General features: G+C 72.1%; 14 protein-coding genes and 4 pseudogenes. 10 read left to right on the forward strand and 8 right to left on the reverse strand.

The window, feature by feature from the left end; translation table 11 throughout:
* Positions 1–385: 385 nt before the first annotated feature.
* On the forward strand, positions 386–1468 hold the full coding sequence (locus F9278_RS37245) for an IS630 family transposase (RefSeq protein WP_152174351.1): 1083 nt from the start codon (positions 386–388) through the stop codon (positions 1466–1468).
* Between the two features lie 52 nt (positions 1469–1520).
* Here F9278_RS37245 and F9278_RS46490 read toward each other — a convergent pair.
* Positions 1521–1649 (reverse strand): annotated as a pseudogene (locus F9278_RS46490) (DUF5999 family protein); the annotation flags it as partial.
* Between the two features lie 288 nt (positions 1650–1937).
* Here F9278_RS46490 and F9278_RS37250 point away from each other — a divergent pair.
* Positions 1938–2375: a DUF6299 family protein gene (locus tag F9278_RS37250; protein WP_152172233.1), complete on the forward strand. Its 438-nt coding sequence runs from the start codon at positions 1938–1940 to the stop codon at positions 2373–2375.
* 109 nt (positions 2376–2484) lie between these two features.
* Here F9278_RS37250 and F9278_RS37255 read toward each other — a convergent pair whose 3' ends face one another.
* Together F9278_RS37255 and F9278_RS37260 are read right to left on the reverse strand one after the other, a co-directional pair.
* A complete protein-coding gene (locus F9278_RS37255) occupies positions 2485–3306 on the reverse strand; it encodes a carbonic anhydrase (protein ID WP_152172234.1) in 822 nt (273 codons plus the stop codon).
* Between the two features lie 145 nt (positions 3307–3451).
* Positions 3452–4642, reverse strand: coding sequence for a helix-turn-helix domain-containing protein (locus F9278_RS37260; RefSeq protein ID WP_152172235.1), 1191 nt, complete (start codon positions 4640–4642; stop codon positions 3452–3454).
* A 230-nt stretch (positions 4643–4872) separates the two neighbouring features.
* On the opposite strand from F9278_RS37260, the gene F9278_RS37265 reads away from it, so the two are divergent.
* The gene (locus F9278_RS37265) at positions 4873–6657 is read left to right on the forward strand and encodes an FAD-binding dehydrogenase (RefSeq protein WP_152174352.1); all 1785 of its coding nucleotides are present in this window, start codon (positions 4873–4875) and stop codon (positions 6655–6657) included.
* A 47-nt stretch (positions 6658–6704) separates the two neighbouring features.
* On the opposite strand, the gene F9278_RS37270 is transcribed toward F9278_RS37265, so the two are convergent.
* The 5 genes from F9278_RS37270 to F9278_RS37290 all read right to left on the reverse strand — a co-directional run bounded on the left by F9278_RS37270 (position 6705) and on the right by F9278_RS37290 (position 13285).
* Positions 6705–7400 carry a class F sortase gene (locus F9278_RS37270; protein ID WP_193241808.1) on the reverse strand — a complete coding sequence of 232 codons (696 nt, stop codon included), beginning with the start codon at positions 7398–7400 and terminating at the stop codon, positions 6705–6707.
* Positions 7401–7657: 257 nt separating this feature from the next.
* On the reverse strand, positions 7658–8188 hold the full coding sequence (locus tag F9278_RS37275) for a hypothetical protein (RefSeq protein WP_193241809.1): 531 nt from the start codon (positions 8186–8188) through the stop codon (positions 7658–7660).
* Between the two features lie 134 nt (positions 8189–8322).
* Positions 8323–9297 carry a methylmalonyl Co-A mutase-associated GTPase MeaB gene (meaB, locus tag F9278_RS37280; protein WP_152172236.1) on the reverse strand — a complete coding sequence of 325 codons (975 nt, stop codon included), beginning with the start codon at positions 9295–9297 and terminating at the stop codon, positions 8323–8325.
* Positions 9294–11477, reverse strand: coding sequence for a methylmalonyl-CoA mutase (gene scpA / locus F9278_RS37285; RefSeq protein WP_152172237.1), 2184 nt, complete (start codon positions 11475–11477; stop codon positions 9294–9296). The genes meaB and scpA overlap by 4 nt, the downstream gene beginning before the upstream one ends.
* Positions 11474–13285, reverse strand: a complete 1812-nt coding sequence (locus tag F9278_RS37290) for a methylmalonyl-CoA mutase family protein (RefSeq protein WP_152172238.1) — start codon at positions 13283–13285, stop codon at positions 11474–11476. Before F9278_RS37290 ends, scpA begins: the two co-directional genes overlap by 4 nt.
* 242 nt (positions 13286–13527) lie before the next feature.
* On the opposite strand from F9278_RS37290, the pseudogene F9278_RS48315 reads away from it, so the two are divergent.
* The 7 genes and pseudogenes from F9278_RS48315 to F9278_RS37325 form a co-directional block, all read left to right on the forward strand.
* A pseudogene (locus F9278_RS48315) lies at positions 13528–13581 on the forward strand (heavy-metal-associated domain-containing protein); the annotation flags it as partial.
* Between the two features lie 52 nt (positions 13582–13633).
* Positions 13634–14095 (forward strand): annotated as a pseudogene (locus F9278_RS37300) (flotillin domain-containing protein); the annotation flags it as partial.
* Between the two features lie 549 nt (positions 14096–14644).
* Complete coding sequence (locus F9278_RS37305) at positions 14645–15880, forward strand: cation:proton antiporter (protein ID WP_152172239.1); 1236 nt, start codon at positions 14645–14647, stop codon at positions 15878–15880.
* Positions 15881–16818: 938 nt separating this feature from the next.
* A pseudogene (locus tag F9278_RS37310) lies at positions 16819–17846 on the forward strand (PucR family transcriptional regulator).
* Positions 17847–18014: 168 nt separating this feature from the next.
* Positions 18015–21125, forward strand: a complete 3111-nt coding sequence (locus F9278_RS37315) for an AfsR/SARP family transcriptional regulator (protein WP_226967116.1) — start codon at positions 18015–18017, stop codon at positions 21123–21125.
* 116 nt (positions 21126–21241) lie between these two features.
* A complete protein-coding gene (locus F9278_RS37320; RefSeq protein ID WP_152172240.1) occupies positions 21242–21616 on the forward strand; it encodes a peptidase inhibitor family I36 protein in 375 nt (124 codons plus the stop codon).
* Between the two features lie 213 nt (positions 21617–21829).
* Positions 21830–24844 (forward strand): ATP-binding protein, encoded by a 3015-nt coding sequence (locus F9278_RS37325; RefSeq protein WP_226967117.1) that lies wholly within the window; start codon positions 21830–21832, stop codon positions 24842–24844.
* The last annotated feature ends 265 nt before the right edge of the window (positions 24845–25109 follow it).

The raw sequence follows: 25109 nt of genomic DNA on the forward strand, positions 1-25109 counted from the left end.
AGGCGCGGAGTGGTGCACAAGGATTCCTTCAGTCATCTTGGTTGAATATCGGATGATCTTAAGGCTCTGTGCATGTCATATTCACAAGGAAAGAAACGATTCTGGTTCTGACGGGCCAGCTCCGACCGTCGGTGAGCCGCTCTGAAGCTCAACCCATGGCCTTCGACGCGGAGTTCGGCCCCGACACCGCGAAGGGGTTGCCGGGAAATAAGTTGTGGCTTCCAGTTGCGGGGATCGTTGTCGTGGAAGGGGAAGTGCGGAGAGGGCCGAGGCTGTCCTGGCGGCGAAGTTCGAGACGTTGTTGCCGCATCTTGACGAGCGTCAGCGTCGGCTGGTCATAGGGCTGGAACACGGGGGGACCAGGCTCGTGGCCCGTGCGGCCGGAGTGCGGCAGAGCACGGTCGAAGTGGTTCTGACGGATGACGAGCGTGAGACGTTGCTGCGCTGGTCGCGGCGGGCAACGTCCTCGCAGGCTCTGGCGCTGCGGTGCCGGATCGTCCTCGCGTGTGCCGACGGGCTGTCGAACACCCAGGTCGGCGCGAACCTCGGCATCCATCCGACCACGGTGGCCACGTGGCGGAAGCGGTTCGCGGCCAACCGGCTTGAGGGCCTGGCCGACGAGAAACGGCCGGGGCCCGCGCGCACGGTGACGGACGAGCAGGTCGAGGACGTGATCGTGCGGACCCTGGAGACGACGCCGAAAGGCGCCACGCACTGGTCCACCCGGGAGATGGCGAAGCAGAGCGGGCTGAGCCAGTCGACGGTCTCGCGGATCTGGCGCACCTTCGGCCTCAAGCCGCACCAGGTCGACACGTTCAAGCTGAGCAAGGACCCGCAGTTCGTCGAGAAGGTCCGCGACGTGGTGGGCCTCTACCTCGACCCGCCCGAGCGCGCCATCGTGCTCTGCGTCGACGAGAAGTCGCAGATCCAGGCGTTGGACCGCTCGGCCCCGGTGCTGCCGATGATGCCGGGCATGCCCGAGCGCCGCACCCACGACTACCTGCGCGGCGGCGTCACCACCTTGTTCGCGGCCCTCAACACCGCCACGGGCGAGGTCATCGGCTCACCGCACCGCCGCCACCGCGCCACCGAGTTCAAGAAGTTCCTCACCAAGCTCGACAAAGAGGTCCCCGCCGAGCTCGACGTCCACCTGATCTGCGACAACTACGCCACCCACAAAACCCCCGCCATCCGGAAGTGGCTCCTGGCGCACCCGCGGTTCCACATGCACTTCACGCCCACCAGTTCCTCCTGGCTCAACCAGGTCGAGCGCTGGTTCGGCCTGCTGACGGACAAACAGATCCGGCGCGGCGTCCACAAGAACGTCCAGGCACTGGAGAAAGACATCCGCGACTGGATCGCCCACTGGAACGAAGACCCCAAGCTGTTCAGCTGGACCAAGTCCGCCGACGAGATCTTCGAACGCCTCGCCGGCTACCTGAACCGCCTACCGAACCCCAAACCCTAGAAATGCAGCTTTCCTAAGACTCGGGACACTAGAGGAGTTCTAATCAAATCTTTGTGTCGTCGAAGACGATCGCCCCGTTGCACAGCAGGTTCCAGCCCTGCTCGGGGTGGAAGGCGACGACGCGCGCGGCGTCGCGGTCGGAGCGGTCGGCCGAGGGGCACAGGGGCTGGTGTGAACACATGGCGCGCCTCCATGTTGTGGTGCGTCCTGGTGAGTCCGGCGGCGAGTCACCGCCTCGCACTACAGACGATGCCCGCGCCCGGAACTCATCGCCACACCGTTTCGGCAGACGTGACAGCACCCGGACGTCCTGTGACAGGACGCGGACATAACCCTGGGCGCGCGGGTCGCACCCGGTAGTGAGGACGGCGGAACCGACGCGCCGACAAAGGGGTGATGATCAGCTGAACGGACAAGCGCGGCCGGTACCCATGGAACCCCTGGAACCCCAGCTCAAGGAGGTCAACGGATGTTCCGTTCCCGTGTTCCCCGGGCCGCAGGCGCGGCCCTCGGTGCCGCGCTGTTCCTGCTCGCCGCCGCCGCGTCCGCCGGTGCCGCCCCCGAGCCGTTCGAGACGGTGACCATCGACCCCACCGGGACGGTCGCGCCGGACGGCACCCTCACCCTGTCCGGCACCTACCGCTGTCTCGGCGGCAACGGCCCCGTGTTCGTCTCGTCCTCGCTCCAGCAGGGCGACAGCCAGGTCCGCAAGGGCGTCGGCGGCTCGACGGCGGTCTGCGACGGCGCCGATCACATCTGGACCAACACCGACCGGGCGGTGCCGGGCCGTTTCCTGCCGGGCCGGGCCCGGGTGGAGGCCACCGTCATGGAGCTGTCGGGCAGCGGTCTGCCGCTGCCCAGGTTCCACGCGGCGCGCCAGCAGGACATCACCCTCGTCGAGGGCTGAGCCGACCGCCGGGCGGGAGCCGGGCGGCGCCGGCCACGACACGAAGGCGGCCCCGGTGGTGGGTGGTCCACCGGAGCCGCCTTCCCCTGTGCCAGGCGCCAGGGCCTGGTTACTTCAGCAGGTGCACGCGCTGGGTCGTCAGGTCGTAGCGGGCGCCGACGATGGCCACCTCGCCGGCCTTCAGCTTGGCGGCCAGGTCGGTGTCGGCGGCGAGCTTGGAGCGGACCAGCCGGACATTGGCGTCGATGGTCGCCGCGACCCGGGCGTCACCGGTCACGCCGTGGTCGATGGCCGGAGCGATCTCGTCGGCGATGTACTGGATGCCGCTCGGCAGTTCCTCACTGCTCTCGTCCACCGCGACGGCCGCCTTCACCGCGCCGCAGGACTGGTGACCGAGCACCACGACCAGCGGGATGTCCAGTTCGAGGACGCCGTACTTGACGCTGCCCAGCACCGACTGGTCCAGCACCTCGCCCGCGCTGCGCACGGTCATCAGATCGCCGATGCCCTGGTCGAAGACCAGCTCCGGGGCTACCCGGGAGTCGATGCAGCCGAGGATCAGGGCGAAGGGCTGCTGACCGGTCGTCGCGGCCTTGCGGGCCGCGGCGCCCTCGTTCGGGTGCTGCTGGTGGAGGGTCCGCCAGCGGCGGTTGCCCTTCGACAGCTCCTTCAGCGCCTCGTCCGCCGTGCTCGGCCGCGTGCGGGTGGCGGCGGAGGGCTTGGGCGTGGCGCGGGTGGAGCGGGACACGGTCTCGGCGTCGGCCGGGAAGGCGCCGACCGCGAGGCCGCCGCCGATGACGGCCGTACCGGCCAGCGCGGCGCGCAGGAGTGAGCGCCGGCCGCGCGGCTTCGCGTGGGATATCGAGGTGTCGACGTCGGCGGCGGTCGCCTCGGCGCCGTCACCTCTGAGGGGTGTCGCGTCAGAGTTCACGGGCAGGAACGTATGTCCGGCCTAAACGTTCAAACGTTCAAGTTGCGCAATCATGGACGAGCGTTGATCAATCATGGCCGTCCCTTGAATGATTCTTGGCCACTTCTGGGAGGGTATTTGGACAGTCGGTCGCCTGCTGTTCGCTTTACGGCGTGGGAGCGCTCTCCGTGCCCGTGTCCAGCCACGTCGTGAGCGCCCACCACCAATGCAGCGTGGCCAGCGTCCCTGACGGGCCGTCGGTGAGCGAGGTGCCGGTGAGGTGGTGCAGCCGGCCGAGGCGGTAGCGGACGGTGTTGGGATGGGTGAACAGGGCCGTCGCGGTCCGGTCGAGCCGCCGTCCGCTGTCGAGGAACGCCAGCGCGGTGAGCGCGAGTTGACGGTGGAAGTCGTCCGCCGGATCGAGCCCGCCGAGATACCGTCCGCTGAGCGCCGTGCCCAGCACCGTGTGGTCCGCCATCGCGATCTCCCCGGCCAGATCGGTCAGTTCACGCACCCCGCGCAGCCCCCGCCGCCCGCCGATCTCCAACCCCCGTACGCACAGCCGGTACAGCGACCGCAGCCGCTCCGGTGTGGCGACCGGCGACGCGACCACGAGCGCCACCCCTTCCCCGCCCCACTCGGCCAGCTCCTCCTGCCCCGGCAGCCGTGGACACAGCCCCACCGGGCGGCCGTCGACCACCCCGAAGACCCCGGGCAGCACGGAGAGCCGGGCGGTGAGCGCGCGGGCGTGCGCCGGATCGCCGGGGTCCGCCACCAGGCAGTGGTACCGGCCGTGCGCCCGCAGCCCCTCCCGCGCCAGCTCCTCACGGGACGGTACGGGGCTGTCGTCGCCCTCGGTGAGCAGCCGCCGCAGCAGCCTCGCGCGGGCCTCGCCCGCCCCGCGCGGGGTGCCCGACTCGGCGGCCCGGTAGCCGTTGACGACATGCCGCTCCACGGCGTCGCCGTACTCCTTCAGCCGCAGTACGACGGTGAGCAGCGCCGCGTCGGAGACCCCGGCCGAGCGGCTGCGTTCGACGGTGATCTCCACGACCCGGGTGAGCGCGGCCTGCACCCCGCGCAGTACGGCGGTCATCGGGATGCCCTGGGCCGCGCGGTCGGCGCCCAGCAGCAGCGCGGCGGCGAAGTCGTGCTCCTCGACCCCGCCGAGCGTGGTGAGCCATGCCTCGGCGGCCCCGATCAGGGCGTTGACATGGGAGAGGGTCTCCGCCTCGCCGAGCCGGGCCAGTTCGGGGGAGCGGCTGCGGGCCGCGCGGACCAGTTCCTCGCAGACGTCCGTGTCGGCGGCCATGGCCCGCAGGACGCCGGTGACCGGCTCGCGCTCGTGGACGACCGTCATGGGCGCTTCTCCCCTTGCTCGCCCACCCGTTCCGTTCCGTCCCCGGCGCTGTCGCCGGGCCACAACGAAGTGGTGGATGTGTTGATTCCCGGCCACTACCCCACGGTTGTGTCGACCTGGTTTCCTTGAGGGCTACCGACGGTAACAGTGCTGATGTCACAGGAACAGCCCCCGTCCCGCGCGTACTTCCCGTCCCTCCCCTCGGAAGGTCCACGCCCGTGTCCATCTCCATGGAGAACTCCGCCTCCCCGGACGGGGTCAGCCGTCGCCGGGTCCTGACCACGACCGGCGGAGTGCTCGCCGGTGCCGCCCTCGCCGCGCAGGCGGTCCCCGCCTTCGCCGCCACGTCGTACGACGCGGACGCGATCGTCGTCGGCCACGGTCTCGCCGGTCTTGTCGCCACCGCCGAACTCGCCGCGGCGGGCCGCAAGGTGCTGCTGCTCGACCAGGAACCGGAGGCGAGCCTCGGCGGCCAGGCCTTCTGGTCCTTCGGCGGACTGTTCTTCGCCAATTCCCCCGAACAGCGGCTGATGGGCATCAAGGACTCCAGGGACCTGGCCTGGCAGGACTGGCTGGGCACGGCCGGCTTCGACCGGGGCGTCAGCGACCCCTCCGGCCAGGACCACTGGGCATACAAGTGGGCCGAGGCGTATGTCGACTTCGCCTCGGAGGAGAAGCACGACTGGCTCGCGGGCCTCGGCATGCAGTGGTTCCCGATCGTCGGCTGGGCCGAGCGCGGCGGCGGCCTCGCCGACGGCCACGGCAACTCGGTGCCCCGCTTCCACGTCACCTGGGGCACCGGCCCGGCCGTGGTCGAGCCGTTCGAGAAGAAGGTGCGCGCCGCGGTCGAGGACGGGAAGGTGACCTTCAAGTTCCGCCATCGCGTCGACGGCCTGGTGACCACCAACGGCACCGTCACCGGCGTCCAGGGCGCGATCCTGGAGCCGAGCAGCGTCTCACGCGGCAAGCCCAGCTCCCGTACCGTCGTCGGCTCCTTCGAACTGAAGGCCCCGGTGGTCGTCGTCACCTCCGGCGGCATCGGCGCCAACCACGACCTGGTCCGCGCCAACTGGCCCGCCCGTATGGGCGCCGCGCCCAAGACCATGATCACCGGCGTGCCCGCGCATGTGGACGGCCGGATGCTCGCCATCACAGAGAAGGCCGGCGGCCGGATCGTCAACCCCGACCGGATGTGGCACTACACCGAGGGCCTGCGCAACTACGACCCGATCTGGCCCGGCCACGGCATCCGCATCCTCCCCGGCCCGTCCTCCATGTGGTTCTCCGCCACCGGCAAGCGCTTCAACACCCCCGACATCCCGGGCTACGACACCCTCCACACCCTCAAGACGATCACCGACACCGGGTACGACTACTCCTGGTTCGTGACCACGCAGAAGATCCTCGCCAAGGAGTTCGCGCTCTCCGGCTCCGAGCAGAACCCGGACCTCACCGAGAAGAACATCTGGATGCTCCTCTCGCGCATCTGGCAGACCCCGGAGCCGATCGAGAAGTTCAAGAAGAACGGCGTGGACTTCGTCGTCGCCTCGTCCCTGTCCGAAATGGTCCGGGGCATGAACAAGCTGACGGGGAAGAACCTGATCGACCTCGCCGACCTGACCCGGCAGATCGAGGCCCGCGACCGCGAGATCGACAACGAGTACACCAAGGACGTCCAGGTCATGGGCATCCGCAACGCCCTCAGGTACCCGGGCGACACGCTCAGTCGGACGGCCTCCGCCCACAAGATCATGGACACGAGCGCCCACCCGCTGATCGCCGTACGCCTCAACATCCTGACCCGCAAGACCCTCGGCGGCCTCCAGACCGACCTCTCCGGCCGTGTCCTGAACGCCTCCGGCAACCCGGTCCCCGGTCTCTACGCGGCCGGTGAGGTGGCCGGCTTCGGCGGCGGCGGGATCCACGGCTACCGCTCCCTGGAGGGCACCTTCCTCGGCGGCTGTCTCTTCTCGGGCCGTCAGTCGGGCAAGGCGGCGGCGGAGGCCACGGGCTGACCCGACACCGACCGCGCACCGGGGTGTGAGGGGGTGCCCGCACGCCCTCACACCCGGTGCGCGAAGACCACCAGGTTCTCCGTGTAGTCCATGACCTTGCGGTCGTAGGCGCCCGCACAGGTGATCAGCCGGACCTCGGGGCGGGACGCGTCGGCGTACACCCGCTCGTCGGGGAAGTCGTCCTTCTCGAACGTCTCCACGTCGTCGACCACGAAGGACACCCTGCCGCCGTCCGCCCGCGCGACCCGGAAGACGTCCCCCTCCTCCAGTTCGCTCAGCTCCGCGAAGACGGCCGGCGCGGTCGCCGTGTCGACATGCCCGGCGATGATCGAGGTGCCCCGCTCCCCGGGGGCGGCGCCCTCGGCGTGCCAGCCGACGAGGTTGGTGTCGTCGGCGGGCGGGGCGTCGAGCTGCCCGTTGCGGCCGACGGCGAGCGGAACGAAGGGGGCGCTCACCCCGATCCGCGGAATGAGCAGCCGGATCGGCCTGGCCCCGGGGTCCCGCCGCCGCTCCACCGGCCGTTCGGCGGGGGCGGCCTCCTCGGCGGGGGAGGAGGCGGGGGCGGCCTGCGGGGCGTGCCGGGCGTTCGGCGGACGCGAGGTGTCGGCCGAGGGGCCCTCGCCGCCGAACAGACTCACCGCCAGGATCACCAGGACCACACCGCACAGCACGGTCAGATTCACCCGGGCACCGGAGCGGGGCGGCACCGGGGCGGTGCCGGGGGGAGAAGAGTGGGCTGCCATCGGAACCACCTCACCAGGTACGGCAGCGGAACGGACGAATCGGTGGAGCGGAGCGGACGGATCGTTGGGTGCGTTGTCGGGTGCGGGTGCGTGGGGGCTGGTCGCGCAGTTCCCCGCGCCCCTTGGAAGAACTGGGGTGCGCCCGGGTTACCCAAGGGCGCGGCCGGCCCCCCACCGGGCCGCCACACGACACACGGTGTGACGGCCCGGTGCCTATCGGGCCGGCTATCGGGCCAGGTATCTCGCCCGGCACGGGCTCAGGCCACGCTTCCGGCGGTCTTCCTGCGGCGCAGGGCGTACATCCCGGTACCGGCCACCGCGAGGACGGCCATGCCGCCCGCCGTCACCGCGGGCGCGGCGAGCGCGCCGCCACCGGTGTGCACCCCGCCGCGCGGCTTGTCGTGGTCGCCCTTCCAGGCGCCCTCGTCGTTCTCGTCCTTCCAGGAACCCTTGTCGTGGTCGTCCTTCCACGACTCCTTGTCGCTCTCGCCCTTCCAGGGCTCCTGGGACTCCTTCGTGGACTCCTCCGCCTTGTCGTAGCCCCCGGCCTCGGGCTTGGCGGCCCGCTCGGAGTCCCACTCCTGCGCGTCGGTGAGCGCGGTCAGCGCTCCGCCACCCGTGTGAACCCCGCCACGCGGTCCGTCGTGGCTGCTGTCCTTGTCGTGCTCCTTGCTGTAGCCATTGTCCTTGTGCTCCCACTCGTCACCGTCGGCGTACGCGCCGGGTGCGGTGACGCCGAGGACGGCGGTGGCCGCCGCGGTAACGAGCAGCATGCGGGCGATGCGCATCTGATGGTCCTTCCGCCGCAGCGCGGGCAGCTGGTGCTTCGTCAGCTGACGTGACCCGGCTCCGACGTGATCCACCGTCAGCCGGATCGCACTCCACCACCACTCAGGGCGCTCAGCCGGGTGAACCGGGGGCCCTAGTCCCCGAAGGCCTCCAGGATCCGTTCGGCCGCCCGTGTGGCCGTCAGCTCGCCGTCCCTGACCTGTTGTTCGAGGCCGGGCGCCAGGGAGCGGACACCGGGGTGGGTGCGGAGCCGGCCGAGGAGCTCGTCGCGGACCATGGACCAGGTCCAGTCGACCTGCTGGTCCCGGCGCTTGGCGGCGAGCCGGCCGGTGGAGTCGAGGAGGGTGCGGTGCTGTTCCAGGCGCTCCCAGACGGTGTCCAGACCGGTCGACTCACGGGCGCTGCAGCTCAGCACCGGCGGCGTCCAGGCCGTGTCCTTGCCGTGCATCAGCCGCAGGGCGCCCGCCAGCTCACGGGCCGCCGTACGGGCGTCGCGCTCGTGCGGGCCGTCCGCCTTGTTGACGGCGAGTACGTCGGCCAGCTCCAGGACGCCCTTCTTGATGCCCTGCAGCTGGTCGCCGGTACGGGCCAGCGTCAGCAGCAGAAAGGAGTCGACCATGTTCGCCACGGCCGTCTCCGACTGGCCCACGCCGACCGTCTCCACCAGCACCACGTCGTAGCCGGCCGCCTCCATCACCACGATCGACTCACGGGTGGCCTTGGCGACGCCGCCGAGCGTCCCGGCCGTGGGGGAGGGCCGCACGAAGGCCGCCGGGTCGACGGCCAGCCGCTCCATGCGGGTCTTGTCGCCGAGGATCGAGCCGCCCGTACGGCTCGACGACGGGTCCACGGCCAGCACCGCCACCCGGTATCCCAGCGAGGTCAGCATCGTGCCGAACGCGTCGATGAACGTCGACTTGCCGACGCCCGGCACCCCGCTGACCCCGATCCGCCGCGCCCGGCCGCTGTGCGGCAGCAGCTCGGTCAGCAACTCCTGCGCCAGCGCCCGGTGTTGGGGCCGGGCGGACTCGACGAGGGTGATGGCGCGCGCGACGATCGCCCGCTTCCCGTCGAGCACCCCCTTCGCATAGGCGTCGACATCGATCACAGTTCGTGCCCGAGCTCGCCCGCCAGCCGCCGCACCAGGTCGTACGCCGCGTCCGGGATGACCGTCCCGGGCGGGAACACGGCCGCGGCGCCCATCTCCAGGAGGGTGGGCACGTCCTGCGGGGGGATCACCCCGCCGACCACGATCATGATGTCCTCGCGGCCCTCCTCGGCCAGCTGCTCCTTCAGCGCCGGTACGAGGGTGAGGTGCCCGGCGGCCAGCGAGGACACCCCGACGATGTGCACGTCCGCCTCGACGGCCTGCCGGGCCACCTCGGCGGGGGTCTGGAACAGCGGGCCGACGTCCACGTCGAAGCCGAGGTCGGCGAAGGCGGTCGCGATCACCTTCTGGCCCCGGTCGTGTCCGTCCTGACCCATCTTGGCGACCAGGATGCGCGGCCGGCGGCCCTCGGCCTCGGCGAAGGAGTCCACCAGGCCGCGGGTGCGCTCCACGTTCGGGGACTCGCCTGCTTCGTTGCGGTACACGCCGGAGATCGTACGGATCTGGCTCGCATGCCGCCCGTACACCTTCTCCAGGGCGTCGGAGATCTCGCCGACGGTGGCCTTGGCGCGGGCCGCGTTCACGGCCAGCTCCAGCAGGTTGCCCTTGCCTCCGGCGGCCCGGGTGAGCGCGTCCAGCGAGTCCTGGCACGCCCGCTCGTCGCGTTCCGCGCGCAGCCGGCGCAGCTTCTCGATCTGCTGGGTGCGGACGGACGAGTTGTCGACCTTCAGCACGTCGATCTGCTCGTCGGTCCCGACCCGGTACTTGTTGACGCCGATGACCGGCTGCCGCCCGGAGTCGATACGGGCCTGGGTGCGGGCCGCCGCCTCCTCCACGCGCAGCTTGGGGATGCCGGCGTCGATGGCCTGGGCCATGCCGCCCGCCGCCTCCACCTCCTGGATGTGCTGCCAGGCGCGGCGGGCGAGGTCGTACGTCAGCTTCTCGACGTAGGCGCTGCCGCCCCACGGGTCGATGGCGCGGGTGGTGCCGGACTCCTGCTGGATGAGGAGCTGGGTGTTGCGGGCGATGCGCGCGGAGAAGTCGGTGGGCAGCGCGAGGGCCTCGTCGAGGGCGTTGGTGTGCAGCGACTGGGTGTGGCCCTGGGTGGCCGCCATCGCCTCCACGCAGGTACGCGTGACGTTGTTGAAGACGTCCTGCGCGGTCAGGGACCAGCCCGAGGTCTGTGAATGGGTGCGCAGGGAGAGGGACTTGGCGTTCTGCGGGTCGAACTGCCTGACCAGTTTGGCCCAGAGCAGCCGGGCCGCCCGCATCTTCGCGATCTCCATGAAGAAGTTCATGCCGATCGCCCAGAAGAACGACAGCCGGGGTGCGAACGCGTCCACGTCCATGCCCGCGTCCCGCCCCGCGCGGATGTACTCGACACCGTCCGCGAGCGTGTACGCCAGCTCCAGGTCGGCCGTCGCGCCCGCCTCCTGGATGTGGTAGCCGGAGATGGAGATGGAGTTGTAGCGGGGCATCCGCTGGGAGGTGAAGGCGAAGATGTCGGAGATGATCCGCATCGACGGCTTCGGCGGATAGATGTAGGTGTTGCGGACCATGAACTCCTTGAGGATGTCGTTCTGGATGGTCCCCGCGAGTTTCTCCGCCGGTACGCCCTGCTCCTCGGCCGCCACGATGTAGAGCGCGAGGACGGGCAGCACCGCGCCGTTCATCGTCATCGACACGGTCATCCTGTCCAGCGGGATGCCGTCGAAGAGCTGCCGCATGTCGAGGATCGAGTCGATCGCCACGCCCGCCATGCCGACGTCACCCGTGACGCGCGGGTGGTCGCTGTCGTAGCCGCGGTGGGTGGGCAGGTCGAAGGCGACGGACAGGCCCTTCTGACCGGCCGCCAGATTGCGCCGGTAGAAGGCGTTGGACTCCTCGGCCGTGGAGAAGCCCGCGTACTGGCGGATCGTCCAGGGCTGGTTGACGTACATCGTCGGGTACGGGCCGCGCAGATACGGGGCCACGCCCGGGTAGGTGCCGAGGAAGTCCAGACCCTCCAGGTCCTGCCCGGTGTACAGCGGCTTGACCGGGATGCCCTCCGGGGTCTCCCACAGCAGATCGTCGCCGCCGGACGCCTTCTTGACCGCCGTGCGCCAGTCGTCGGCGCCGCCGTCGAGGGCCGGGGAGCCCAGCTCGATCCCGGAGAAGTCGGGGACGGAGGGGACGGTCATCGGGACACTCCCATGCGGTCGAGGGTCGCGGACAGCACGGCCACGGCGTCGCAGCCCGCGAAGACATAGGCGTCGACATCGGTGTACTGCCCGGGACGGCCGGCGAGGAACACATGCGAGGCGCCGGCGGCCTTCAGCTCGGCCGCCACGGTCGCGGCCCGCTCCTCGTACAGCGCGTCACTGGAGCACAGACAGGCCTCCGTGGCGCCGCTCTCCTCGAACGTGCCCCCGGTGACGGGCTCGATGCCGCCCGCCTGGAAGAGGTTGGCCGCGAAGGTGGTCCGGGCGGTGTGGGCGGCGGCGGGGCCGAGGGAGGCCAGATGGACGCGGGGCCGGGAGCCGGTCGCGGCCAGATGGGCGTCCGAACGGGCGCGCAGCGCCTCGAACGCCTCGTCGCGGCTGACGCGGGGCAGCCCGCCGGACGGCGGCCCGGGGGCGGGCTCGCGGACCACCGGCTTCTCGGCCAGATGCGGGAACTCGCTGACGCCGGTGACCGGTTCGCGGCGCTTGGCCAGCTTGGCGCTGCGGGCCGCCCAGGTCTCGGCGAGACGGTCCCGTACGGTGCCGGAGCGCAGCGCGGCGGCCTGACCGCCCGCGCGCTCGATCTCCTGGAAGAACTCCCAACCCGCGTGGGCCAGTTCGTCGGTCAGCCGCTCCACGTACCAGGAGCCGCCCGCCGGGTCGATCACCCGGGCGAGATGGGACTCCTCGATCAGGATGGTGGAGGTGTTGCGGGCGATACGCCGGGCGAACGCGTCCGGCAGTCCCAGCGTGTGGTCGAAGGGCAGCACGGTGACGGAGTCGGCGCCGCCCGCCCCGGCCGCCAGCGTGGCGATGGTCGTGCGCAGCATGTTCACCCAGGGGTCCCGGCGCGTCATCATCACCGGCGAGGTCACCGCGGTCTGTGTCTGCGCCCCGGCGGCGGGTGCCCCGCACACCTCGGCGACCCGCGCCCACAGCCGCCGCGCGGCCCGCAGCTTGGCGATCGTCAGAAACTGGTCGGCGGTCGCCGCGTACCGGAACTCCAGCTGTCCACAGGCCTGTTCGACGCCGAGTCCGGCCCCGGTCAGCTCCCGCAGATAGGCGACGCCGGTCGCCAGCGAGGCACCCAGTTCTTGTGCGGCCGAGCCGCCGGCCTCGTGGTACGGCAGGGCGTCCACGGTCAGGGCGCGCAGCCCCGGGTACTCCTCGGCGCACAGCCGGGCGAGGCCGACGACCGGTGCGACGTCGTACGTCTGTCCGGTGCGGGCCTCGTGGCCGAGGGGGTCGGCGCCCAGATTGCCGCGCGCCGCCTCCTTGGTGACACCCCGTTCGGCGTACAGCCGCAGCAACTCCCGGGCGGCGGGCTCGACCTCGGCGCCCGCGTCCAGGACGACCGGGGCGAGATCGAGATAGACGCCGTCGAGGACCCGGGCGAGCGACGACACGGGGATACCGGACTCGCCGAGCACCAGCCACAGGGAGGTGACGCCGTTCTCCAGATCCGCGAGCACCGCGTCGTTGTCCGCCGCCGTGTGCCGCTGGCGTACGTCCCAGCCGCCGACGGTGTTCCCCGCGGCCCGTCCTCCTCGGACGAAGGGCGCGAAGCCGGGGAAACCCGGAGGGGGCGCGGTGTCGTGCGCGGTGTAGAGGGGACGGGTGCGCAGCCCGTCCTCCAGCGCGGTGGACAGGGCTTCCTCGGCCTGAGCGCCCTCGACGTCCTTGCCCGACTTGCGCAGCACGCCCGCAACGAGGCGCTGCCACTGCTCGTGGGTGGCGTCAGGGAACTCGGCGGCCAGCTCAAGCCCGTCGTCAGGCAGGACCGTCATGCTCGGATGCTAGGCCAGAGACACAAAGGAGCAGCAGGGGGCGCGGCTGTGACCTTGCCCTCTCTGGGTCGACCTTGAAATCGGGCGGGTTACCTGCCGGTCACTTATCGGGCCGACGTGAACGTCATGGGGTCGTCCGTCGTACCTCGTGCCATGCGGCCCCGCGCCCCGGCGGCGCGGTCACCGGGCCGATCGAGGACAGGAGCGACCCCATGGCCGAGAAGTACTTCACCGTGTTCGGCATGAGCTGCGGCCACTGCGCCACGAGCGTCACCGAGGCGGTCACCGGGGTGTCCGGCGTCACCGAGGTCGATGTCGACATACGGGCCGGTCTGGTGACCGTACGCGGCGAGGCGGTCGGCGATCGCGGAGGCGGTACGGCTGGAGGGCGAGGCGGAGGCGGCGGCGATCGGCGCGAAGGGGGCGGCCGAGGCCGAGGCGATGCGGCAGAAGGCCGACGCGTTCGGACGGTACGGCGACGCGGCGGTGCTGCAGATGCTCGTCGAGGTGCTGCCGCAGGTCGTCGCCAAGGCGGCCGAACCGCTGGCCGCGGTGGACAAGATGACGGTGATCTCCACGGACGGTGCCGCGCGCATTCCCCGCGTGGTCGCCGAGAACGTCGCCCAGGGGATCGAACTCCTCGGTTCCACCACGGGGATCGACCTCGCGGAACTTCTGAAGGGCGTTCAGCGCGGTGGCGGCGGTGGTGCCAGGAGTGGTGACGGCAGTGGTCCGGGCGGTGGCCGGGGGGCCGAGGGGGAGCGCGCGGTGCGTGCCGGTGACAACGGCAGGGTCGAGATCGGCGAGTGACAGAATGAGTCTGAGGTAAAGGGAAATGGGTAGCGCTTTACCTATTGTGTGATTTTACCCTTTCGGATTGCGCTAGAATCCTTTACCAAGCGCTAACGCTCTGGTGAGCGCTTATTTGCTCATTCGTTCGAGTGGTGGTCGGCGGTCCAGCCGACGGCGTGTTGGGGGGCGTGACATGGGTCGAGTAATCCGCGTGCGCGTCGTGAACGCCGCTCGCGACGCCGTACCCGATACCGGCCGCGCCGCGCGTCCGAGCGAACGCCCCGCGCACTGACCCCCTCACCGCCGTAGCGGACGTCCGTCGGCCGCCCGACGCGCTCGGGCGGCCGACCCGTCCCCGCGGGGAATCCGCGCGCCCGTACGACTCCCACGGCCCCGCCCCGTCGGTGTACGGGGGCCGGGCGGGCCACCGACATCCGCGCCACCGGCCGTACGCGATCGGCGCACCCGCACCCCTGCGCCCGTATGCCTTGCACACCCATGCGCATCCGCACGCGCACCACAGGCACAGACGCCGTCACCGCACTTGTCAACGGAGGACAGACGCCCGTGCACAACACCACCGCCATGCTCATCGAACTCGGGGCGATCATCCTCGCCCTGGGGCTGCTGGGCCGCCTCGCCGGACGGGTGGGATTCTCACCCATACCCCTCTATCTGCTCGCCGGACTCGCCTTCGGCCACGGCGGCATCCTCCCGTTGCGGGCCAGCGAGGAGTTCGTCGCCACCGGTGCCGAGATCGGCGTCATCCTGCTGCTGCTCCTGCTCGGCCTGGAGTACAGCGCCTCCGAACTCGTCACCAACCTCAAGACCCAATACCCCTCCGGCGCGGTCGACTTCGTCCTCAACGCCGCCCCCGGCGCCGCGATGGCGCTGCTGCTCGGCTGGGGGCCGGTCGCCGCCGTCGCCCTGGCCGGTGTCACCTGGATCTCCTCCTCCGGCGTCATCGCCAAGGTCCTCGGCGATCTGCGCCGCCTCGGCAACCGTGAGACCCCGGTGGTGCTGAGCATCCTGGTCCTGGAGGACCTCTCCATGGCGGTCTACCTGCCGATCCTCACCGCCCTGCTCGCCGGGGTGAGTCTGGCGGGCGGCACGCTCACCCTGCTGATCGCGCTCGGCACCGTGATCACCGTCCTCTACGCGGCCCTGCGACACGGCCGGCTGATCAGCCGCGCCGTCTCCTCCGACAACGCCGAGATGCTCCTCCTCGTCGTCCTCGGTCTCACGCTCGTCGTCGCCGGAATCGCCCAGCACCTCCAGGTCTCGGCCGCCGTGGGCGCGTTCCTGGTCGGCATCGCGCTGTCCGGTGAGGTCGCCGAGGGGGCCAGCAGCATCCTGACGCCGCTGCGGGACCTGTTCGCCGCCGTCTTCTTCGTCTTCTTCGGCCTGCACACCGACCCCGCCGACATCCCGCCCGTCCTCCTGCCGGCCCTCGCGCTGGCCGCCGTCACCACCCTCACGAAGATCGCCACCGGCTACTGGGCGGCCCGGCGGGCCGGAATCTCCGTCAAGGGCCGCTGGCGGGCGGGCGGAACGCTGGTCGCGCGCGGCGAGTTCTCCATCGTCATCGCCGGGCTCGCGGTCGGCGTCGAGCCCCGCATCGGCCCCCTCGCCACGGCCTACGTCCTCATCCTGGTCGTCCTCGGCCCCCTCACCGCCCGCTGGACCGAACCCCTGGCCACCCGACTCACCCGCCGCGCCCCGGCCCCGCCCCGGGAGACAGCGCCGACCCGGCCCGAGCCGGACCCGGAGCCCACGGAGCCGGCCGTCCACGCGAACGCGTGACGGGGTGGGGACTGTGACGGGGGCGGGAGGCCGGTGACGCGGTCGACCATCGCGGAGCCCGCCGCCCCCGCCATCACCCGATCGCCCACGAACCGAACGGGGAGGACATGAACACCCAGCACAGGAACGGCGGAAGTGGCAGAAGCGGCGGAGACCGCGGAGGCGGCAACGACCCGGGCCGCCGGAACGTGGGAGGCGCGGGCGCGACCGCCCGGACGACACCGGCACCGCCCGCGCCCCGTCCGGGCGCGGATGCCAGGAGCGTGACGGGGGGTGTGAGCGGGGGTGCCCGGAGCGGCGACGGTGGTGGTGCGCGTGCGATCGGTGTGCGCGCGGTCGGTTCGGGCGCGGTGAGTTCGGGCGCGGGCACGCGGGCCGGGGTCGGTCAGGGTGCGGGCAGGTGGGAGACGGAGACGGTGGCCGGTGAAGGCGGTGTCGGCCGTGCCCGTGCCGAGCGGCGCGTGACCGGCGGTGGCACGGACGGCTCGCCCGCCGCCGACCACGCTCCGACCACCCGAAAGCCGTCCGGGGCCCGCGCGGCCGGCCCCGGTGCCACGGGCGGAGTTCCGGTCGGCGCCAGGGCGGGTGGCTCAGGCTCGGTCGGCTCCGGTGCGTTCGGCCGGGGACCGGTCGACCCCGGCGCACTCGGCCTGGCGCCGGTCGCCCGTGAGTCAGCCGGCCCCGGTGCGGTCGGCCGAGTCGCCGCCGACGCCCGTGCACCCGTCCCCGCTCCAGCCGCCCATGAGCCGACTGGGCCTCGCGCCGCCACCCCCGGCGCACGTGTCCCCGTCCCGGTCACCCCCGGCGCACCCCTCCCCGTCCCCGTCCCCGTCCCCGTCACCCCCAGCGCAGCAGCCGGCCCCTCGTCGGTCGCGCCCACCACCCCCACCCCTGCACATCCCACCCCGGCCGAGGGCTTCCTCGACGGGTTCGAGCAGGTGCTCGCGGACGCCGCGCCCACCGGTCGTCGACTGACGCGGGACGAGATCGAGTCGCGTCGGGCGCTCGGGGCGCGCGCCGCCGAGGCCGGGCACGGCTGGCGGTCGCTGGTGCGGGCGCATCTCGTGGCCGGACGGGACAACTGGCCGAGGGCGGCCGACCCGGACAGCGTCCTCGCCGTCATCGAGCAGGCCGTGGACGCGTTCGCCGACGGCTACGAGCGCGCCCAGCGGCTGGTGGTCCGCAAGGAGGAGGCCGCCCGCCGGGAGTTCATCGACGACCTCCTCCACGGCCGCGGCGACCAGGGCCAACTGGCCGCACGCTCCGAACGGTTCGGGCTGCGCCTGTCCCGCGCGCACGCGGTCGCCGTGGCCGAGGGCCCGGAGAAGTACGACGAGACCGACCCCGTACCCCGGCAGGTGGCCGGCGAACTCTTCGCCCGCTTCGAGAACCGCCGCATCCTGTTCACCACCAGGACGGCCGCATGGTGTGCGTCGCCCCCGGCGACCAGGACGACGTCCTCACCCACTTCGCCAAACACTCCTACGCCGCCACCGGCCGCGCCCAGGTCGCCATCGGCCGCTCCCGGCCCGGCACGGTCGGCATCGGCCACAGCTACGAGGAGGCCCTCAACGCCCTGGACGTGGCCCAGCGCATGGGCTTCGACGAACCACTGCTGCGCGCCGCCGACCTGCTGGTCTTCCCCGTACTGGCCCGGGACCGGCAGGCACTCGTCGACCTGGTGAGCAGCACGCTCGGCCCACTGGAGCAGGCACGCGGCGGGGCACAGCCCCTGCTCGACACCCTCACCGCGTACTTCGACACGGGCTGTGTGGCCGCCTCGACCGCCCGGCGGCTCTCCCTCAGCGTGCGCGCCCTCACCTACCGCCTGGCCCGCGTCCACACCCTCACCGGTGTCGACCCGGCCGACCCCACCGACCGCTACACCCTCCAGACCGCGGTCCTCGGCGCCCGCCTCCTCGACTGGCCCACGAGACCCCTGAGTTCCACGGAGACGACTCCCTGACGGCCCCGGGCCCCGGCCTCGCCCCGGCCCGGGTGGCGGCGCCGTGGTCGTTGGGGTTCGGCCATTCCGAGCCACTGGCCGGTGGGGGTCTGGCGTCGGGTGAGGAGCCCGAGCATCGTGGACCCCTAGGGCTTCGAGTGGCGGCACACACATGACCGGTGGGCCTCGGTGAGCAAGAGCCTTGGGGGACAGGTGGAGTTCCGGGTGCTGGGGCCGGTCGAGGTCTGGCTCCACGGGCAGCGGCTGCCGCCGTTCCCGCGCAAGCCGACCGCGCTGCTCACCGCCGGGCTGATGGAGGCGGGAAAGCTGGTGTCGGTCGACCGGCTGGTCGACGCCGTGTGGGGGGACCGGCCACCGGCGTCGGCGGCCAAGCTGGTGCAGGGGTACGTCCTCCGGCTGAGACAGGTGCTCCACGGCAAGGACACCCGCGAAGTGATCACGACCCGGCCCCGTGGCTATGTGTTCGAGCCCGAGGAGGGACAGCTGGACCTTCAGCTGTTCCAGGCGCTGCTGGAACGCGCGCACAGGGCGGCGGCACGGGGCGAACACGGCGGCGCGGCCGACCTCTTCGAGAAGGCGCTGGGGCTCTGGCGCGGCCCCGCGCTGGGCGCTCCCACGACCCCGCTGCTGCGGGCCGAGGCGACACGGCTGGAGGAGATCCGGCTGGCCACCGTGGAGCGCCTGCTCGACGCGCGCCTGGACCTGGGCGGCGGAGCGGAACTGATCGGCGACCTCACCGGGCTGGTGGCCGAACATCCGCTGAGGGAACGATTGCGGGTGCAGCTCATCACCGCCCTGGACCGCTGCGGACGCCGGGCGGACGCCCTGGCCGCGTACCGCGACGGCCGCCGTCGGCTGCACACCGAGCTGGGCATCGAACCCGGCCCGGAACTCCGGGAAGTGAACGCCCGCCTGCTGGTGCCCGACCGGCCGGGCCGGCCCGGCCGGGGCGGAGCCGCCGGGGAGGAGCGCGCACGGTGGGAGGTGCGCCGGCCCGCGCCGCGCGCGGCGCCGGCGCCCGTGCAGCTGCCCGCCGCGCCGAAGTGGCTGACCGGCCGCGAGACGGAGACGGCCCGCCTGGAGGGCGCGCTGCGAGACGGCGGGGAGCACAGCCGGATCTGCGTCGTGCACGGCATGGCGGGCGTGGGCAAGACCGCGCTGACGCTGTATGTCGCGCACCGGGTCGCGACGGCCTTCCCGGACGGACAGCTCCATGCCGTACTGGGCGGCGGGGACCCGACCCGGCCGGCCGACCCCGCCGAGATCCTCGCGGGTTTCCTGCGCGCGCTGGGCATCGGACCGGGCCAGATCCCCTCGTCGCTGCCCGAACGGGCCGCCGCGTTCCGTACGGTGCTGGCCGGTCTGAAGGCGCTCGTGGTGCTCGACGACGCCGCCGGTGAGGAGCAGGTGCGGTCCCTGCTGCCGGGCGCGAGCAGCAGGAGCGCCGTGCTGATCAGCAGCCGCAAGGCCCTGCACGGCCTGGACTCGGTCGAGCGGGTGGGCCTGGAGGTACTCGACCCCGCCCACGCCGTGCGGCTTCTGGCGCGGCTCGCGGGCTCCGACAGGACGACGGCGGAGCCCGAGGCGGCGGCCGAGATCGCCCAGCTGTCCGGAGGGCTCCCGCTGGCGCTGCGGATCGCGGGATCCCGGCTCCGGACCCGCAGCGCCTGGCCGCTCGGCGCCCTGGCCGAACGGCTCCGCGACGAACACGCCCGGCTGGACGAGATGGCCTCCGGCGACCTGGACGTACGCGCGGGGATCGAGGTCAGCTACCGCGCGCTGCCGGAGCCGGAACGCCTGGTCTTCCGCAGGCTCGGCATGCTCGAATCACCCGATCTCGCGCCCTGGGTGGCCGCACCGCTCGCCGACATCGACATGTCCGACGCGGAGCGCCTGGTCGACCGGCTCGCCGACGCCCATCTGCTGGAGCCGCTGGGCGCCGACCACACGGGCCGCGTACGGTACCGCTTCCACGACCTGGTCCGGCTGTACGCCAGGGAACGGGCCGACCTGGAGGACACCCGGCGGGACCGCTCCTCGGCACTGTCCCGGCTGCTGCGTACCTGGCTGGCGCTCAGCCGCCGGGCCGGGGACCTCGAACCCACCGGGCTGGCACACCTCGTACCCCGGCGGGCCGCCGGGGAGGCCGACACGGCACTCGGCGAACGGCTGCTGGCCGATCCGCGCGCGTGGCTCCAGGCCGAGCACGGTTCGCTGGTGGCCGGGGTGGTGCTGGCCGCGCGCCTCGATCTCCTCGAGGAGGCGTGCGACCTGGCCTCGGTGCTCGTCCAGGCGTCGTTCCGGGTGAACAACCAGTTCGACGAGTGGCAGCGCACGCACGACGCCGCCCTCGCCGCCGTCCGCCGGGCGGCGAACCCGCGCGGCGAGGCCGTACTGCTCACCGGCCTCGGGCAACTCCGCTACGAGCAGGACCGGTTCGACGAGGCCGACCGCTACTTCCGCGAGGCGCTGGCCGGGTTCGTACGGCTGGGCGACATCGGCGGGCAGGCCACGGCTCTGGCGGGGATCGCCGTCGTCGGCAAGGAGCGGGGCAACTTCACCGAGGCGACGGCCTGTCTGGAACAGGCCCTGTCCGCCTTCGAGGCACTCGGGGACGCCGCGGGGGCGGCCGGCGCACTCTACGACCTCGGGGCGATCCTGCGGGAGAAGGGCAACTCCGAGGAGGCGACGGCCCAGCTGCGGAAGGCACTCGCGATCCACCGGTCGATCGGCAGCCGGCGCGGTGAGGGGCTGGTCCTGCGCGCGATCGGCCTGGTGCACCGCGCGGACGGCGACCTGGCGCGCGCCGAGGAACAGTGCGCGCGCGCCCTCGACCTGCTGCGCTCGGTCGGTGACCGGCTGATGGAGGCTTACGCCGTACAGGCGTTGGCCAAGGTCCGCTTCCGGCTGCGGCCCGACGACACGGAACTGCCCGCGCTGCTCGGCGCGCTACGGGTGTGCCGGGAACTGGACGACGTGTTCGGTGAGGCACTGCTGCTGCGCACCCTCGGCGAACTGCACCTCGCCCAGGGGCGGGTGGACCACGCGTCGGCCTGTCTCCGGCAGGCGCTGGACCTCTGGACACGGCTGAGGCATCCGCTGTTCCGCGCCCGCACCCTGCGTGACCTGTCCCGGCTCCACGAACTCCTCGGCGACCGGCCCGGCGCCCGCGCGCTGCGCCAGGAGGCGCTGCTGACGTTCCGTCGCTACGGCACCCGGGAGTACGCCGAACTGCGGGCCGTCGAGGAGACGGACCCGAGCGCGGTGCCCGGCAGATGAGCTGAACCAGGACTGAACCGGCACTGCGCTCGGGCTGTACCACCGTCTCCCACAGTGAGAGGGCAACGAGGAAACGAAGGAACAGGACCCGAACAAGGAACAAGGGGGAAGAACCGATGCGCAAGCGCACCGTCGCGGCTCTGTCCGCGTCCACCGCCCTGGCTGTCGTGGCCATCGCGGCACCCAACGCCTCCGCCGAACCGAACCCGCCCGGCTGCGACCGGGGAGCCTTCTGTATCTACTCCGGCCCGGACCAGACCGGTTCGCTGCTCGTGGAGCGCCAGGGCAACTGGTCCGGCAGCGTCAGCGGCCGGTCCGTCTTCAACAACGGCACGAGCTTCCCCGGCGGCGACCACATCCAGCTCACCTGGACCTACAACGGGGGCACGTACAGCGACTGCCTGCACTACAACCCGGGCCCCGGCGACTACAAGTGGAACTTCGTGGCCGGGGTCGTGTTCAAGCAGGCCACCTGGCGTGGTGAGTGCTGATCCCCGCCTCCCGCACACGGCCGCCGCGGACTCCCGCGGCGGCCGTTCCCGTGTCGTGGACGAGCCGGCCCCGGCCCGGTGCCGGCCGTACGGCGTCGTGGGGAGCCCCGTGGGCCCGAGCGCCGAGACGGATGTCACACCGGCTGCCTGTCACGTATCGCCGGGCGCCCCGGTCCGTATGGGGGAATCCGCCACCATGACACGGAGCTCACCGTGGAATCGCTTCGCCACCACTACGGCAACCCACTCGCGGGGCAGGGCGGCAGCACCGGCACGCGCGCGATGATCGGCCGGGACGAGGAACTGCGCACCCTCCGCCGGGTGTTGGCGGACGCGACGGCCGGGCACGGCGGCGCGCTGCTGGTCCACGGCACTGCGGGCGTCGGCAAGTCGGCCCTGCTGCGCACGATCGGCGCCGAAGCCGAAGGCAGCGGCTTCCGGGTGCTGAGCGCGTCCGGCGTGGAGTCCGAGCTGTGGCTGCCGTTCGCCGCACTCCAACTGCTGCTGCAACCGGCCGCCGACGGTATCGAGAACCTGCCGGACCCCCACCGGCTGACGCTGAGCGACGCGTTGAGCGCCACGGAGACCGAGCCCCAGCTGTTCCGGGTCGGCATGGCCGTACTCGAACTGCTCGCCGACGCGGCCGACCGGCAGCCGCTTCTGCTGCTCGTCGACGATGTGCAGTGGGCCGATTCCTCCAGCCGGGACGTGCTCAGGTTCGTCGCCCGGCGCCCCCGCGACCTTCCGATAGCGATCATCGTCGCCTCCCGGATCCACTACCCCGAGTCGAACAGCCTGAGCGCGTACCCGGACCTCCTTCTGGAACCGCTCGGCCGGACGGCCGCCGCCGAACTGCTCGACCTCGGCGCCCCCGGACTGCCGGCGCCGGTACGGGCACTCGTCCTGGAGCGCGCGGCGGGCAACCCCCTGGCCCTCGTCGAGCTGCCCAAGGCGGTGAAGGGCCTGCCCATGGAGCCGGACGATCTGCCGCTGCCGCAGCGGCTGGAGGAGGCGTTCGCCGCGCGCACCGACACGGTGAGCAGGCAGTGCCGTACGTTCCTCCTGGCTCTGGCCGCCGAGCCGAACGCCCCGCTGGACCGGCTGCTGAGGGCGTCGAGTCGCCTCTCCGGCTCGACGGCTTCCGTGGACACCTTGCAGGAGGCGGTCGACGCGGGCCTGGTGACCCTGATCGGCCGAACCCTCGAATTCCGGCATCCGCTGATGCGCTCGGCGATCCACACCCGCGCCACCGTGGCCGATCGCCTGGGCGTGCACCGGGCCCTCGCGGAGGTGATGGACGACATGCCCGAGCGTCAGCTCGTTCATCCGGCCGCCGCCACGCTCGGCCCGGACGAGGAACTGGCCGCCCGGCTGGAGCGTTTCGCCGATGTGTCGCAGGCCCGGGGCAAGGTGGCCGCCGCCGTCCCGGCCCTGCGCCGGGCGGCCGATCTCGTCCACGACACACAGCGCAGGACCGGCATCCTGATCCGGGCGGTGGAGCTGGCCAGCGAGATCAACGACCGCGTCCACACCCAGCTGCTGCTGGACCGCGCCGACCCGCGCGAGCTGGGCCCCCTGGAGCGGGCCCGCCTCATGGTCGTGTCCGACAAGGCCGCGTTCGACCCGGGCGAACCGCATCGACGTATCCGGGAGATGGTCACCACGGCGGCCGGGGCGTTCGACGCGGGAGGCGCGGACACCGCCGAGAGCCTGCTGTGGTGGGCGGCCGCACGATGCTTCTTCCAGGACGGCGACGCGACCGTGCGCGCCGAGACCGCGGCCGAACTGGCTCGTTGGAACCCCGATCCGGACGACCCGCATGTGCTGACGGTACGGGCGTACACCGAACCGTACCGACAGGGTGCCGAGGTGCTCGCCCGGCTCGACGCCATCGAACCGGACGCCAGGGACGGCCGGATCCTGCACTTCCTCGGCAGCGGCGCGATGGTCCTGGGCGACACCGGCCGCGCCGTCCGCCACCTGTCGGCGGCGGCCGGTGTGCGGCGGTCGCAGGGCAGGCTCGGACTGCTGGCACGCTCACTGGCCGGCAGCTGGCCACGGGCCTACCTCGGTCAGCTCGACCGGGCTCGCGAGGAGTCCGGCGAAGGGCTCGCCCTGGCCGAGGAGACCGGGGAACGGATCGTCTGGCTGGGCCTGAAGGCGACCGGGGGACTGGTGGCGGCGCTGCGCGGCGAGACCGAGGCCGCGGCGCGCACGATCCGCGAACTGCGCGCCCACCCGCTGTTCCCCGGCATGCCGTTCGCCACGGTGATGGCACAACAGGTCGACGGCCTGCTCGCCCTCTTCGACGGCCGCACGACCGAGGCGTACGACCTTCTCGCGCGCGCGTTCGATCCGGCCGACCCGCACTACCACTCGGTGAGCCGCTGGCTGCTCGCACCGGACCTGGCGGACGCCGCGGTGGCCGCCGACGCCGTCCCGGAGGCCCGGGAGCTGTTCGCGGAACTTCCGGCACTGGCCCGCCGACTGCCCTCGGAGATGATGGTGGTCGCGCACGCCTACACCGACGCCGTACTGGCCCCGGACGACACGGCGGAGGAGCGCTACGCCGCCGCACTCGCCGCGCTGCCCGTCGGCTGGACGCTGTCGCGGGCCCGGCTGCGGCTGCACCACGGCCGCCGGCTGCGCCGTCGGCGCCGCAACGTGGACGCCCGGAACCCGTTGCGCGCGGCCCGCGACGCGTTCGACCAGATCGGCGCCCAGCCCTGGGCCGAGCCGGCCCGCGAACAACTGCGTGCCGCCGGTGGGTCGAGCCGGCGGCGGCACGCGAACACCGCCGAGCAGTTGTCGGCCCAGGAGATGCAGATAGCCGTACTGGCGTCACAGGGGCTGAGCAACCGGGAGATCGGCAGGCGCCTGTTCATCTCGCACCGCACCGTCGGAGCACACCTGTACCGGATCTATCCACGCCTGGGCATCACCAGCCGGGGCAAGCTCGCCGCCGGGCGCGGCGACCTCGCCCTGTCCGTGAACGGCCCCGATGAGGCGAGTGCACTTCATGCGTCCAGTTGCGAGAACCCTTTCAAGTCCATTTCGTGGTGGTCGGGTTGGGCCTTTTCCTGTACGGCTTCATTGAGGAGGACGGCGAGCCGGCGCGCAAGGAACACAACCTGGAATGGGTCTGCGGCCCCGACTCCGGCGGCTCGACGACCAAGCAGCGCTGCCAGACCTGGGGCCCGGCCAACTACACTTGGTCCAACGGCGTAGAGAACACCGGCATCACGATCTCGCTGGTCGGCGTGGGGCTCCTCGTCGCGTCCGATCGGCGCGAGCCGCAGGCGCCCGCTGCCTCGACGTACGCCAACCAGCCGCAGTACACGCCCCCGCAGGGCTACTACGGGATCAGGTGGCGTGCTTTGCAAGCGCACCGCGACCGAGCCCTGGCCCAGGCCCGGGCATTCGTCGAACGCGGGATGGCACGGCTCAAGACCCGGCGCAGCTTCCGAAGATCACGAAGCAGTCCGAATCGAAT

This window comes from Streptomyces phaeolivaceus, from assembly GCF_009184865.1.
GTDB classification, from domain to species: domain Bacteria; phylum Actinomycetota; class Actinomycetes; order Streptomycetales; family Streptomycetaceae; genus Streptomyces; species Streptomyces phaeolivaceus.

What these genes read in the sequence shown, in the direction of transcription:
- F9278_RS37250 (WP_152172233.1), top strand. Translation starts at nt 1,938, where the DNA reads ATGTTCCGTTCCCGTGTTCCCCGGGCCGCAGGCGCGGCCCTCGGTGCC.
- F9278_RS37260 (WP_152172235.1), bottom strand. Translation starts at nt 4,642, where the DNA reads ATGACGGTCGTCCACGAGCGCGAGCCGGTCACCGGCGTCCTGCGGGCC.
- F9278_RS37265 (WP_152174352.1), top strand. Translation starts at nt 4,873, where the DNA reads ATGGAGAACTCCGCCTCCCCGGACGGGGTCAGCCGTCGCCGGGTCCTG.
- F9278_RS37270 (WP_193241808.1), bottom strand. Translation starts at nt 7,400, where the DNA reads ATGGCAGCCCACTCTTCTCCCCCCGGCACCGCCCCGGTGCCGCCCCGC.
- F9278_RS37275 (WP_193241809.1), bottom strand. Translation starts at nt 8,188, where the DNA reads ATGCGCATCGCCCGCATGCTGCTCGTTACCGCGGCGGCCACCGCCGTC.
- scpA (WP_152172237.1), bottom strand. Translation starts at nt 11,477, where the DNA reads ATGACCGTCCCCTCCGTCCCCGACTTCTCCGGGATCGAGCTGGGCTCC.
- F9278_RS37290 (WP_152172238.1), bottom strand. Translation starts at nt 13,285, where the DNA reads ATGACGGTCCTGCCTGACGACGGGCTTGAGCTGGCCGCCGAGTTCCCT.
- F9278_RS37320 (WP_152172240.1), top strand. Translation starts at nt 21,242, where the DNA reads ATGCGCAAGCGCACCGTCGCGGCTCTGTCCGCGTCCACCGCCCTGGCT.